The sequence below is a fragment of the Chloroflexota bacterium genome, from assembly GCA_014360805.1.
Taxonomy (GTDB): Bacteria; Chloroflexota; Anaerolineae; order DTLA01; family DTLA01; genus DTLA01.
Genome location: JACIWU010000039.1, coordinates 1 through 12,573 on the forward strand (window position 1 = coordinate 1; position 12,573 = coordinate 12,573).

A 12,573-nucleotide genomic window follows, 5' to 3' on the forward strand; every position below is an offset into this window, starting at 1 on the left:
TGGGATGCCCCGAACTGGCAGGCGCAGATTCAAGCACACCATTTGCACGCGTTCATATTCAGAAGGTGCCCATGCCCACGAACCGCCTGAGTTTTCCGACACGCACCTCACCCCTGTCCGCCCCTCTCCCGCCGGCAGAGGGCTAGGGTGAGGGATGCAAGCCCCCACGGCTTCGCCCTTTCAGCCCGCTGCTTCAACGTCGGGCGGTACGCGGACATGCCGTACTTGACAACGCGCAGAAGTAGGTGTATACTATGTGCAAATTGCATTTAGTTGCAATACGCAACGAGTGGCTGGCAAAGCCAATTCTATCGGGGAGGAATAGCGTGGTTACCGAGAAGCAAGTCATTGCAGCCCTGGACAACGTGATGGATCCCGAGTTGCAGAAGAGCATCACCGAGTTGGGCATGGTGCGCGACGTGAACATTCGGGGCGACCAGGTTGAAGTTACCCTGGCCCTCACCACCCTCGCGTGCCCCCTTTCGGGCTCCATCGCCGAAGACGTGCGCCAGGCGGTCCTGGCCCTGGACGGCGTCGGCAAAGTGGACGTGAAACTGGAGGAGATGACCGACGAGGAGCGCGCCCGCGCCTTCGCGTCCGTGGGGAGCAGCCCCCAGCAGGAAGAAGGGATGGCCGCGCACCTGAACCGCATTCAGCACGTCCTCGCCGTCATGAGCGGCAAGGGCGGCGTGGGCAAGTCGCTGGTAACGGCCCTCTTGGCGGCGGCGCTGCGGCGCAAGGGCCTGCGCGTCGGCATCCTGGATGCCGATATCACCGGCCCCAGCATCCCCAAGATTCTGGGCATCTCGGAGCGGCCCTCGTCCACGCCCATCGGCATCGCCCCTGTGAAGAGCAAGACGGGCATTCGGGTCATGTCCATCAACCTGCTCCTTCCCAACGAGGACGACGCGGTCATCTGGCGCGGCCCGCTCATCGGCGGAGCCATCAAGCAGTTCTGGGGCGATGTCTTCTGGGGCGACCTGGACTACCTCTTGATAGACCTGCCGCCTGGAACCGCCGACGCGCCGCTCACGGTTATGCAGAGCCTCCCGCTCAACGGGATCATCCTGGTTACATCGCCGCAGGAACTGGCGGGCATGGTAGTTCGGAAGGCCGCGCAGATGGCGCTCCAACTGCACGTGCCGATGCTGGGCATCGTGGAGAACATGAGTTACGCCGTGTGCCCCCATTGTGGAGAGCGGCTGGAGATCTTCGGCCCCAGCCACACGGCCGAGGCGGCGGCCCTGATGGGCGTGCCGGTGCTGGGGCAAATCCCCATTGAGCCGCGCATCGCGACCCTGTCGGACGAAGGCGAGATTGAATCCTACATCCCGGAAGGATTTGAAGCCGCTGTTGACGAATTGCTGAAGCGAGTCCCGGAGGAACAGACCAAACCGATTCTATAGCGAGGAGGTATGAAATGGCAGCGAAAACATCCACCTTTTGGCGCGAGCAACTTCCCACCGCGGTGCTGTTGCTCGTCATCGTCGCGCTGGCCGTGTGGGCCATCGCAACGGGCACCGGCGCGGCAGCCGGCGTGTCGGTGATGGACACGGCAAAGGGCCTCACCCTGGTAGTGGTGGGCTTTCTCGCGGGGCTGCTCGGAGGGCTGATCGGCACAGGAGGGTGCAGTGTGATGCTGCCGGTCATCCACTTCTGGATGGGCTATCCGGCGGCCATTGCTGTCGGGACCACGCTGTTCGCCGTGATCTTCACGGCCGTGTCGGGTGCCTACGGGCACCTGGTGCGCAGGAACCTGGACAAGCGCGCTTTCCTGTGGCTGGGCGGGGCGGGCATTCTCGGCGTCCTGCTCGGCTCTTGGCTGTTCACCCTGCTGTCCGCGCAATCCAAATTGCTCGGGCTGATCCTGGGGCTGATCTTCCTGTGGCCGGCCATCCGCATGACCTACGAGGGCCTGACGCAGCGCGCCATGCCCAAGCGCGAGGGGACAGCCATCACCGCATCCGGCCCGGGAATGGGGACCTTCGGCTTCATCATCGGCGTTGCGACGGGGGTCGCGGGGCTGGGCGGCGGGTATGCGCTTGTGCCCGGGCTAATCTACCTGTTCGGCGCGCCGGTGTACATCACCATGGGCACATCCCTGGCGACGATGATCCCGCTGGCGGTAGTCGGCGGCGGCATCAAATTGGCGCAGGGCTTTGTGGACTTGCCGACCGGCCTCCTGCTGGCCGCGGGCACCATCGTTGGGGCGCAGGTGGGCGCTGCCATCATCAAGCGGTTCAAACCGGCCACGCTGAAACTGATTTTCGGCCTGTACTTCCTGTACGTTACGGTCAAGTTCATCACCGCATTCTTTGGAATCCAGATTTGGTAATGCCCGCCGCCTGTCAATGGGGACAGGAGCGGCTCCTGGGCATGACAACGTCTTTCGTGAATGAGAGGAGGTGAGCACGATGGCGATGCGAAAATTCCGCTGCGCCGACTGCGGCCACACGTTTGAGGTGGCCTATGGCACGGGCACGCCTGGGGCGTCCATGACCTGCCCGAACTGCGGCAGCAAGAACGTGCACCGCGCCGAGGAGGACCGCGGCTACAACCGTGGCGGGCGTGGGGCTGGCAGGGGCCGGGGTCCCGCCAGCGCCGGCCGAGGCCGTGGCGGAGCCGGGCGCGGGCCCAGGTGGGTGTAGGGGACGCGTAGGCCAGAACAAGCGGGGCGGGTGCTCATGCCGCGTTCCCGCGGGGTGAGAGCCGCCCCCTACCCGCCAGCAAGATCGGCAATTCAAACACAAAGGAGTCCGAAGTGAAGATTGCTGTCAGTGCTACAGCAAACGATCTAGATTCGGCGGTCAGCCCGGTCTTCGGGCGCTGCCCGTTCTACCTGTTCGTAGATACAGACACCATGGAATTCAGCGCCGTACCCAATCCCGCAATGGATGCATCGGGCGGCGCCGGAATCCAGGCCGCCCAGTTCATCGTAGAGCAGGGCGCACAGGCACTGTTGACCGGCAACGTCGGCCCGAATGCGATGGAAGTGCTGAACGCGGCAGGCGTGGCCGTCTATCCCGTGGCGCAGGGCACCGTGCGGGAAGCCGTGGAAGCGTTCCGCGCCGGGAACTTGCAGAACGTCGGAGAGGCGACCGTGCCCGCCGACGCCGGAAAGTCCGCGCCGCGCATCATCGGTACTACCGTGAGCGGGCCCGCAGGCCAGGGCACAGGTCTCGGCGCAGGCCGGGGCGCGGGACAAGGGGCCGGCAGAGGCATGGGACAAGGCATGGGCAGGGGCGGCGGCAGAGGTATGGGCCGCGGCGGCGGTCGCGGCAGATGCGGCGGAGGGAGACGCGGCGGCTGATGCCCCGCCATCCCATGCTGCCCAAGGAGCAGTATCATGATCCAGGTAAATCGTGAGCGTTGCACGGGGTGCGGCACATGCGTCAGCGTCTGCCCCCAAGGCGCGCTGTTCGTGGCGGGCGGACATGCCGACGTGGACGAAACGCTTTGCGACTCATGCGGGCTGTGCATTCCCGCATGCCCAGAAGGCGCGCTTTCCATGGGGGTCAATGCTGCGGAATCCCGCGAGGTTCAGCCGCTGGGTATCCCGCAGCCCCCGACGCCCGCAAAGTCCCCATCCCGCAGCGTCGCGGCATCGTGGACGAAAAGCATCGCGCCTGCGGTGGGCGCGGTCATCGCCTTCGCAGGGCGGGAGATCCTGCCCCGCATCGTGGACACGTGGCTGGCTGCGCGCGCGCCCAGCCGCACCGCTGGCACGGGCAGCGCTGACAACGAAGCGCGACGCCTCCGCCGTCGGCGCCGGGGCAAGTCCTGAAGCCTTGCGCCGCAAGGAAACGGTGATTCGGGAGGGAACATGCCTATCTACGAGTATCGTTGCGGCAACTGCTGTCAGACTGTTGAGGTGTTGGTCATGGGCGGGGGCGATGATCCAAAATGTCCCAACTGCGGTGCGCCCTTGTTTGAGAAGCGCATATCCGCTTCCCACCATCGGATGGGAAAGCCCCAAAGCGCCACGGGGCACACCTGCTGCGGGCGCGAGGAGCGGTGCGACAAGCCGCCCTGCGACTCGGGCGGAGGTTGCCACAGGGATCGGCGCTGATCTAGCCATGCGTGGCTAGGCAGCCTGGAAAGGAGAGAGCAAAATGGTTATCGGAAGAGGACAACGAGGCGGCGGAGGCCGAGGCAGACGCGGAGGCAACCGTCCGGGCGCGGGGCCGGGCGGCTACTGTGTCTGCCCCAACTGCGGCCACCGCGTGGAGCACAAGGTGGCCCAGCCGTGCTACCAGATGAAGTGCCCCAAGTGCGGCACCGCCATGCAGCGGGAATGACGGGTCGCGAGGAGCACACGCGTATGGCCCAGGGCACTCTCATGGCAGTCTGCGCCAGCACAAGACGAACAGACCCGAAGGTTGACGTCGGCAGCGGCGAACTCCGCGCCGGACATGGCCTGGTGGGCGACGCCCACGCGGGCACCGGCGCGTTTGAGGTGAGCCTCATCGCCTATGAGAGCATCCTGCGGGCGCGCGACGAGTTCGGCATAGACGCGCGCCCCGGGTGCTTCGCCGACAACTTCGCCATCCAGGGGCTGGACATCGGCGCCATTCGCGTGGGCGACCGAATCCTCATCGGCCCGGCAATCCTGGAAGTTGTCCAGATCGGCAAGCCGCCCGACGCCCCGCACACGTATGACTTTCACGGCGTTTCGCTCTTGCGACAGGAGGGCGTGTTCTGCCGCGTCCTCCAGGGCGGGCACGTCCAGCGCGGGGACCCCGTGGCGCACATCGCCGTCGGGCGCGAAGCCCCTCGCTCCGAAAGCGAGCCGAAGGAGCAGTCCCGATGAGAATCGTGGTCGCCAGCGGCAAGGGAGGGACGGGCAAAACCCTCGTAGCGACCAGCCTGGCGCTGGCTGCAGCCGAGCAGGGACAGGTTACGCTCCTGGACTGCGATGTAGAGGCTCCCAACGCAGCCCTGTTCCTAAAGCCGGAACTGAACCGTCGGGTTGAGGCGGTCAGCCTCATCCCCGAAGTGGATGCCGGACGTTGCACCCTTTGCGGGGAATGCGGCAAGGTCTGCCAGTATCACGCGATTGCCGTGCTCCCCAAAAAGGTGATGGTGTTCCGCGAACTGTGCCACGGGTGCGGCAGTTGCGCGGTGAACTGCCCGGAACATGCCATCTCCGAGATTCCGTTCGCCATTGGCCTGCTGGAGTTTGGGCGCGCGGGCGAGATGGCGTTTGGTCAGGGCGTGTTGAACGTAGGCGAGGCCATGGCCACGCCCATCATCCGCCGGTTGAAGCGGGAAGCGGCCGCCGTCACTGCCCCTGAAGAGGACATCATCCTGGACGCCCCTCCCGGCACGTCCTGCCCGGTGATTGAGACGTTGCGCGGCGCGGACTTCGCCCTGCTGGTTACGGAGCCGACGCCCTTCGGCCTGCACGACCTGAAACTGGCCGCGGAGGTCGCTCGCGACGTGCTGCGGATTCCAACCGGCGTGGTCATCAACAAGGATGGCGTCGGCGACGAGGGAGTGGAGGTCTTCTGCCGCGAGGCCGGAATCCCCGTGCTCCTGCGCATCCCGCTGGATCGGCGCATCGCCGAGGCCTACTCCGACGGCGTGCCTCTCATCCACGCGCTGCCGGAGTACCGGCCTGCCTTTGAGGCGCTTCTGGCCCACATCCGCGAGAACGCCCACGGGAGGTCGGCATGAAGCAAATCGTGATCCTCAGCGGCAAGGGCGGCACGGGCAAGACGACGGTCGCCGCAGCGCTGGGCCACCTGGCCTCCCAAGACGGGAAGACGGTCATGGTGGACGCGGACGTGGACGCGGCCAACCTGGAACTGCTCTTGTCGCCCGTAGTGCTGGAGGAAGCCGAGTTCTCCTCGGCCAAGAAGGCCTTCATTGACCCGGTCCTGTGCACCGCCTGCGGAAGGTGCGCCGAACTCTGTCGGTTTGACGCCATCATCCCGGGCGCGGACGCCTACCGCGTGGACAATCTCGCCTGCGAGGGGTGCGCGCTGTGCTACTACCAGTGCCCCACCGACGCGATTCGCATGGAGGAGGCCGTCTCCGGCAGGTGGTTCCAGTCCGAGACGCGCTTCGGGCCGCTGTTTCACGCGCGGCTCTACCCGGGCGAGGAGAACTCGGGCAAACTGGTTACATTGGTGCGGCAGAAGGCACTGCACGTGGCCCGCGCCACCCAGGCCGACTGGGTCATCATAGACGGCTCGCCGGGCATCGGGTGCCCTGTCATCGCCGCCGCTACCGGCGTGGACCTGGCGCTCATCGTTACCGAACCCACACTCTCGGGCATCCACGACCTGGAGCGCATCCTGACGACGACGGCGCACTTCCGCATCCCGGCGCTGGTCTGCGTGAACAAATCCGACATCAACCCGTCCCGCGCGGCCCAGGTCGCCGATTTCTGCAAAGCCCGCGCCATCCCGCTCGTGGCCGAGATTCCTTACGATGACGCCGTTACGCGGGCCATGGTCCGCGGGCAGACCGTTACCGAGTTCGGCGACAGCGCCGTGGCGCAGCAGATCAGGCGCGTTTGGAATGCCGTTCGGGACTCGCTCCATCAAGGGAGGTAGACGCCATGTGTCAGGCAACCGTATTTTTGCGCCGCGGCGAGCAGAAGGAAGAAGTCACGCGCGATGTCATCTTGCTTCAGGAAGTGGAGGGCGGGGTGCGCATCCAGAGTTTCTTTGACGCGCCAGTTACGCTGCGCGCCCGCGTGCGGGAGATTGACTTCCTGAAGCACAACGTTACCTTGGAGCCGCTGGAGCAGGAGGAGTGAGACCATGGCCAACTTGGACGACCTGAAGAAACTGGCGGTACTGTTGCCCCACTGGACCGAGCACAACGCGGAGCACGCGGAGGAGTTTCGCCAGTGGGCGCAGCGGGCCGAAGCGGCCGGGCGTGGTGAGGCCGCTGCGCACATTCGCGCTGCCGCGGCGGCTCTGGAGCAGGCCAACCAGGCCCTTGCCGCCGCGCTCCGCGACCTGAACGTGCCGCAACGGTAGGAGACGTCCCATGTACGTGTTCGGGCCCGTGCCCTCTCGCCGTCTGGGCCAATCGCTGGGGATAGACCCCCTGCGGTTCAAGACGTGCAATTACAATTGCGTGTATTGCCAGTTGGGGCGCACCCGCCGCTTCACCACCGCTCGCCAGGATTTCGTCCCCCGCGAGGCGATACTGAATCAGATTGAGAGGGCGCTCCAGCGGCTCGGCCCTGGCGAGGTGGACTACATCACCTTTGTCGGGCAAGGCGAGCCTCTCCTGTACGCGAGCCTTGGCTGGCTCATCCGAGCCATCAAGGGCCTGACCTCGCTGCCGGTGGCCGTGATCACAAATGGTGCGTTGCTGAGCGAGCCCGCGGTGAGAGAAGAGGTAATGCCTGCCGACGTGGTGATCCCGACGGTGGACGCGGCAGACGTTGCCCTTTTTCGGCGGATCAACAGACCGCACCCATCAATCCGCCTGGACTCCCTTCTTCGGGGTCTGCGCGAGTTCAGGCAGATGTACGGCGGGCTCTTGTGGATTGAGGTGATGCTGGTGGCGGGCCTGAACGACGGCGACGAACACCTGGCGCGGCTGGGCGAGACACTGCGCGCTTTGTCGCCGGACGCCATACAGGTCAACGTCCCTATACGCCCGCCCGCCGAGCCGTGGGTGCAGATTCCGAGCGATGAACGGGTACAGGCAGCAGTGAGCGCCCTCGGAGACAGAGCGGAGTTCATCGCGCCGTATCGCGGGACGGTGAGCATCCCAAGCGAGGGCAACCTGGGCGAGTCCGTCCTGGACATCATCCGGCGCCACCCGATCCCCGAAGGGGACCTGTACGAAGCCCTCGGCGGGTACGGCCATGAGAAGGTGGCGGCGGCGCTGGCTCGGCTAGAGTGCGAAGGGCAAGCCCGGCGGCGCGAATACTTGGGCCATGCTTTCTGGACGTATGCAGGGCCTAGGGCTGCGTAGGGAAGGAATAAGGAGGAAAGATTGATGCGCGCACGTTGCCGATGTGAAGGACCGCCATGCGATGACGACGCCGTGAGGCCACGGCGCATCCGCCGATTCGTGGAGCCGGCAGTCCTGTTGCTGCTCCACGACCGGCCAACCCACGGCTACGGCCTGATCGACGGGCTGGCGCGTCTGGGGCTGGACACCTACCCCGTGGACCAGAGCGTCGTCTATCGCGTCCTGCGCGACCTGGAGCAGGCAGGCATGATCGTGTCCGAGTGGGATACCGAAGAGACCGGCGGCCCGCCGCGCCGCGTCTATCGGCTCACAGACGCAGGCGACGCCCACCTCAAGGCATGGGTGGAGGAACTCCGCGCCACCGACCGCGTCCTGCACTTGTTCCTGGACGCCTACGACCACCACATGGAGAACGGCCGAGGCGAGTTCCACGAATCGGGACAGGAGCCGATAGGGAGCGCACCGGAAAGCGCGGGTGAGGAATGCACATAGAGATCGCAGTGGTAACGGACGACGCACTTCCGGAAGTGCATCGCACACTGCCCACCGACACAAAATGGGACCGCGCCCACTTTTTGGGCGCTATCGTGGATATAGCCCAATGGCTACACCAGGGCAAGGCGCCGCGCGGAGACCGCTGACGGCAATCGGCCCTCCATCCTAACTCAAGGGAGAACAACATGAAGATCGCATGCATTACAGACGACGGCATCACCATCAGCCAGCATTTCGGGCGCGCGCCCTACTACGCCGTGCTGACCGTGGAGAACGGCCAGATTGTGGCCCGCGAACTGCGCGACAAGATGGGCCATAATCAGTTCATCCACCAGGAGCACGCCGAGGTTCCCGGCCAGCGCCACGGCACCGACCCGGCCAGCCACGACAAGCACATCCGCATGGCGAACGCCATCGCAGACTGCGAGGCCCTGCTGTGCCGCGGCATGGGCTGGGGCGCTTACGACAGCATGAGGCGGATGGGCATCAAACCGGTGGTTACAGACATTGCGCGCATTGACGACGCCGTGCTCGCATACGCCAACGGCACCATCGTGGACCACACCGAACTCTTGCACTAGCCCGGCCTATGGCAGCATCATCTGCGCCAGCGCCACCGTTGCGGCAGCGCCTGTGGGAGGTGGCCGCGCTGTTCCTGAAATTGGGCGCCATCTCCTTTGGGGGGCCGGCGGCGCACATCGCGCTTATGGAGGCCGAGACGGTCCGCAGGCGCAACTGGCTCACCCGCGAGTACTTTCTGGACATGCTCTCGGCCACGAACCTGGTGCCCGGCCCGAACGCAGCAGAGATGGCCATTCACATCGGCTATCTGCGGGCCGGGTGGCCCGGCCTACTCGTGGGCGGCGCGGCGTTCATCCTTCCGGCGGCGCTCATCTCCGGCGCGCTCGCATGGCTGTACGTAACCTACGGCTCGCTGCCCCAGGTCGGCGCCATCTTCTACGGGATCAACCCCGCGATCCTGGCGATCATCGTGGCAGCAACCTACCGCCTGGGCAAAACGGCCATCCGAGACTGGCGACTCGCCGTGCTGTCCGCGGCGTGCCTGGCCGCCGCGCTGCTGGGGGTGGACCAGGTCGTCATCCTGCTGGCGGCCGGGGTGGCGGGAATCCTGCTCTACGCGGGGCCGTGGCGAGCGGGCGCCGCGCCCCTCCTCATGATGGCGCCCGGCCTGCCTGCGCTGCTGCCCGCAGGGGCGCTGACCGCGCAGGATCGGCTGCCCGCCCTGGCGCTGTTCTTCCTGAAGGTCGGCGCGCTACTCTTCGGTAGCGGCATGGTGCTCTTCGCCTTCATCCAACAGGACGTGGTGAACCGCCTGGGATGGCTCACCCAGCGGCAGTTGGTGGATGCCATCGCCGTGGGGCAGATGACGCCGGGGCCGGTGCTGTCCTCGGCCACGTTCATCGGGTATCTCGTGAGCGGGTGGGCCGGCGCGGTAGCGGCGACCATCGCTGTATTCCTGCCGTCGTTCTTCATCACCGCGCTCCTGGGCAGATACCTGCCGAAGGTGCGGAATTGGGCCTTGGGTCGGGCATTTCTAAAGGGCGTGAACGCCGCCGTGGTGGCGCTCATCGTCGCCGTCGCCATCGGCCTGGCGCGCTCGGCGGTCCCGGACATCGCAGCCGCGGCCATCGCTGCGGCCAGCCTGGCCCTGCTCCTGCGGTATCGGGCCGAGACCTGGTGGTTGGTCGCGGGCGGCGCGGCAGTGGGCTTGCTCCGACTCCTGCTGTTCGGGTAAAGTCGCAGACAACGAGCGACGCGCCTGACTACTGTGGTGCGTCGCTCGTTTCTCTTACGCCGCGGGTTCGGCGTCGGCCTTCGCCTGTCGCTTCGCCCGCTTGATGTGCGTGTACACGTACCACGCCACCAGCCCCACCAGCACGATGAGGATGGGGATGTCAAACGGGCGCATGGCCTCACGCACCTGCACCCAGTGCTCGCCGAACACGTAGCCCAGGTAGGCCAGCACGCCCGACCAGAGGAACGAACCGACGAACGCCAGGATGGTGAACTTGGCGAAGTTCATGCGCGCCATCCCCAGCGGCAGCGAGATGAACGTCCGCACCACAGGCAGCAACCGCGAGAAGAAGGCCGTCGCCTCACCGTACTTGGCGAACCAGCGGTCTGCCACTTCCATGTCGTGGCGCGAGATGAGGACGTACTTGCCGTACCTCTCCAGCAAGGGCCGCCCGCCCAGCGCGCCAATCCAGTAGGTGATGATGGAGCCGATGGTGCAGCCCAGCCCACCGTAGAACGCGGCCCACAACACATGCCACGCCGAAAGCCCCTTTGCCTGCACCAGCATCCAGCCCGACAGGGGCATGGTTACCTCGCTGGGCAGGGGGATGCAGGCGCTTTCAATCGCCATCGCCGCGACCACGCCGGGCCAGCCGATGGTGTTGAACAGATTGTACAGAAAGTCCACGATTTGCTGCTCAATCGCGTGCATGGGTTTCAGGTCTCCTTGTCGGGATGTAAACTCGGCGCGCTACTTGGGCATGGCCTTCAGGCGCTCATAGGCCGGCCGCACCCTGGGCACGGGCCACGACGGGTAGGTGATGGCCCACCAGTACTGCTCGTCGTTCTCCGTCCAGTCGGGGTTGGCGATGTAGATGAGGCTCATCAGGCCAATCCACGGCTGCCAGTGTTCCTTGGCCCACTGATACGCGCGCACCAGGTAATCGGCCTGTTCCTCTTCGGACACCGCGTGCCAGCGGTACGGGGAATCGGGGCGGGTGTCCGTCGTCCATCCGAATTCCAGCACCACCACCTGTTTGTCGGCGTCGCCGGCCTCCACCATGATCTTGCGCAGGTCTTCCACGTGGCGGAAGCAGTAGATGCGCTTCATGGATTCGGGCGATGGGTCGTTGTTGGTGAGCACGGGGTCGCGGGCCACGTCGGCCGGATCGGCTTCGGGCGGGGCCTTGTATCCGGCGCCGTGCACGCCCAGGAAGTCAAAGTAGGGCTTCGCCCCGGCGGCGTACATGCCGCGGATGAACTTCTCGTCGGGCATGGCGACGGCATCATCCCGCGTGGTGGGGGCCAGCCCCGCCGACACCACAAACGCATTGGGGTCAGCCTGCTTGATGCGCGTGTACGCCACCTTGAGCATTCGGGCATAGGCCGCGGGGTCGGGCGGCTGGTCGCCCCATTCGCGCGACAGGTTCGGCTCGTTCCATATCTGGTAGGCATCCACCAGGCCCTTGTAGCGGCTGGCCATGGCGTACAGAAAGTCGCCGAAGTCGTTGAAATCGCGCACGGGGCCGAGCCCGCCCTTGGCCCAGTCGGGGGCCGTGTCCACGCGCACCAGCAGTTTGAGGCCATATTGCTCCGACTGGGCCACGATGCGGTCGCTGCGCGACCAGTCGTACTGTCCCTTGCCCGCGCCTTCAATGTCGTACCAGGCGAAGATCTGCTTGATCCAGGTGAACCCGGCGTCGCGCACATAGCCCATGTCGCGGTCGGCGACTTCGGGCCGCCACCAGCCGAAAATCTGCATCCCGTAGTCGGGCGATTTCATGCGCGGCGCGGGGATGCGCGTGGGCTTGGGCGTCAGCGTTGGGGCGGGCGCAGTGGCCGTCGGCGCGGGGGTATCTGTCGGGGCCGGCGTCGCGGTTGGCGCGGGCGTGTCCGTCGGCGCAAACGCCAGCGTGGACGTGGGCGGCAGGGGCGTTGCCGTGGGCGGCGCAAGGGTCGCCGTTGCCGGTGGGCGCGGCGTCTTGGTGGGCGTCGGCGCCACGCTGGCCGCGGGCTGGTAGATGAACACCGCCCACACGGCGAACAGAATCGCCAACACCAGCAGAAAGACGACGGCGACCGTCGCCACGGCCAGCCATTTCGCGCCCGTTGCGCGCTCAGGTTCCAATCCGTCAATGGGTTGCCAGCGTTGTCTTCGCATGCTGCCTCACTTCATAATTGACCCGCGAATGAGATGCGGGTAGAAACCTCACCCCCGCCTTCGGCCTCCACTTCTCCGCAAGCGGAGATGCGGGTAAGAATCTCACCCCCGGCCTTCGGCTTCCACCTCTCCGCAAGCGGAGATGCGGGTAGAAACCTCACCCCCGCCTTCGGCCTCCCCCTCTTCGCAAGCGGAGAGGGGGATTGAGGGGGTGAGGT

18 protein-coding genes are annotated in these 12,573 nt (G+C 65.9%); 16 read left to right on the forward strand and 2 right to left on the reverse strand.

Translation table 11 applies throughout. The features are described 5' to 3' along the window. The first annotated feature begins 326 nt into the window (after window positions 1–326). The 16 genes from H5T65_08045 to chrA all read left to right on the forward strand — a co-directional run bounded on the left by H5T65_08045 (window position 327) and on the right by chrA (window position 10,195). Window positions 327–1,406: an Mrp/NBP35 family ATP-binding protein gene (locus H5T65_08045; protein ID MBC7259185.1), complete on the forward strand. Its 1,080-nt coding sequence runs from the start codon at window positions 327–329 to the stop codon at window positions 1,404–1,406. Window positions 1,407–1,420: 14 nt separating this feature from the next. Continuing rightward, window positions 1,421–2,335: a sulfite exporter TauE/SafE family protein gene (locus H5T65_08050; protein ID MBC7259186.1), complete on the forward strand. Its 915-nt coding sequence runs from the start codon at window positions 1,421–1,423 to the stop codon at window positions 2,333–2,335. Between the two features lie 79 nt (window positions 2,336–2,414). Beyond that, window positions 2,415–2,648 carry a zinc ribbon domain-containing protein gene (locus H5T65_08055; protein ID MBC7259187.1) on the forward strand — a complete coding sequence of 78 codons (234 nt, stop codon included), beginning with the start codon at window positions 2,415–2,417 and terminating at the stop codon, window positions 2,646–2,648. Between the two features lie 113 nt (window positions 2,649–2,761). Next, window positions 2,762–3,310, forward strand: coding sequence for a NifB/NifX family molybdenum-iron cluster-binding protein (locus H5T65_08060; GenBank protein MBC7259188.1), 549 nt, complete (start codon window positions 2,762–2,764; stop codon window positions 3,308–3,310). A 36-nt stretch (window positions 3,311–3,346) separates the two neighbouring features. Next, the gene (locus H5T65_08065) at window positions 3,347–3,784 is read left to right on the forward strand and encodes a 4Fe-4S binding protein (protein MBC7259189.1); all 438 of its coding nucleotides are present in this window, start codon (window positions 3,347–3,349) and stop codon (window positions 3,782–3,784) included. A gap of 39 nt (window positions 3,785–3,823) precedes the next feature. Then, window positions 3,824–4,069, forward strand: coding sequence for a zinc ribbon domain-containing protein (locus H5T65_08070; GenBank protein MBC7259190.1), 246 nt, complete (start codon window positions 3,824–3,826; stop codon window positions 4,067–4,069). 43 nt (window positions 4,070–4,112) lie between these two features. Continuing rightward, window positions 4,113–4,298: a hypothetical protein gene (locus H5T65_08075; GenBank protein ID MBC7259191.1), complete on the forward strand. Its 186-nt coding sequence runs from the start codon at window positions 4,113–4,115 to the stop codon at window positions 4,296–4,298. 23 nt (window positions 4,299–4,321) lie between these two features. Next, window positions 4,322–4,810, forward strand: a complete 489-nt coding sequence (locus H5T65_08080) for an MOSC domain-containing protein (GenBank protein MBC7259192.1) — start codon at window positions 4,322–4,324, stop codon at window positions 4,808–4,810. Then, window positions 4,807–5,676, forward strand: a complete 870-nt coding sequence (locus H5T65_08085) for an ATP-binding protein (protein ID MBC7259193.1) — start codon at window positions 4,807–4,809, stop codon at window positions 5,674–5,676. The genes H5T65_08080 and H5T65_08085 overlap by 4 nt, the downstream gene beginning before the upstream one ends. Continuing rightward, entirely contained in the window at window positions 5,673–6,560 is an 888-nt protein-coding gene (locus H5T65_08090; GenBank protein MBC7259194.1) for a P-loop NTPase, read from the forward strand. The genes H5T65_08085 and H5T65_08090 overlap by 4 nt, the downstream gene beginning before the upstream one ends. Before the next feature lie 5 nt (window positions 6,561–6,565). Beyond that, the gene (locus H5T65_08095; protein ID MBC7259195.1) at window positions 6,566–6,766 is read left to right on the forward strand and encodes a CooT family nickel-binding protein; all 201 of its coding nucleotides are present in this window, start codon (window positions 6,566–6,568) and stop codon (window positions 6,764–6,766) included. 4 nt (window positions 6,767–6,770) lie between these two features. Then, window positions 6,771–6,992, forward strand: a complete 222-nt coding sequence (locus tag H5T65_08100) for a hypothetical protein (GenBank protein ID MBC7259196.1) — start codon at window positions 6,771–6,773, stop codon at window positions 6,990–6,992. A gap of 10 nt (window positions 6,993–7,002) precedes the next feature. Beyond that, window positions 7,003–7,944, forward strand: coding sequence for a radical SAM protein (locus tag H5T65_08105; GenBank protein ID MBC7259197.1), 942 nt, complete (start codon window positions 7,003–7,005; stop codon window positions 7,942–7,944). Between the two features lie 72 nt (window positions 7,945–8,016). Further along, on the forward strand, window positions 8,017–8,436 hold the full coding sequence (locus tag H5T65_08110) for a helix-turn-helix transcriptional regulator (GenBank protein ID MBC7259198.1): 420 nt from the start codon (window positions 8,017–8,019) through the stop codon (window positions 8,434–8,436). A gap of 188 nt (window positions 8,437–8,624) precedes the next feature. After that, a complete protein-coding gene (locus H5T65_08115) occupies window positions 8,625–9,020 on the forward strand; it encodes a dinitrogenase iron-molybdenum cofactor biosynthesis protein (protein MBC7259199.1) in 396 nt (131 codons plus the stop codon). A gap of 8 nt (window positions 9,021–9,028) precedes the next feature. Next, complete coding sequence (chrA, locus tag H5T65_08120) at window positions 9,029–10,195, forward strand: chromate efflux transporter (protein MBC7259200.1); 1,167 nt, start codon at window positions 9,029–9,031, stop codon at window positions 10,193–10,195. Window positions 10,196–10,249: 54 nt separating this feature from the next. Here the strand turns inward: chrA and H5T65_08125 are convergent, their stop codons facing one another. Together H5T65_08125 and H5T65_08130 are read right to left on the reverse strand one after the other, a co-directional pair. Beyond that, complete coding sequence (locus tag H5T65_08125; protein ID MBC7259201.1) at window positions 10,250–10,906, reverse strand: DedA family protein; 657 nt, start codon at window positions 10,904–10,906, stop codon at window positions 10,250–10,252. A gap of 39 nt (window positions 10,907–10,945) precedes the next feature. Then, complete coding sequence (locus H5T65_08130) at window positions 10,946–12,355, reverse strand: hypothetical protein (protein MBC7259202.1); 1,410 nt, start codon at window positions 12,353–12,355, stop codon at window positions 10,946–10,948. Between the last annotated feature and the right edge of the window lie 218 nt (window positions 12,356–12,573).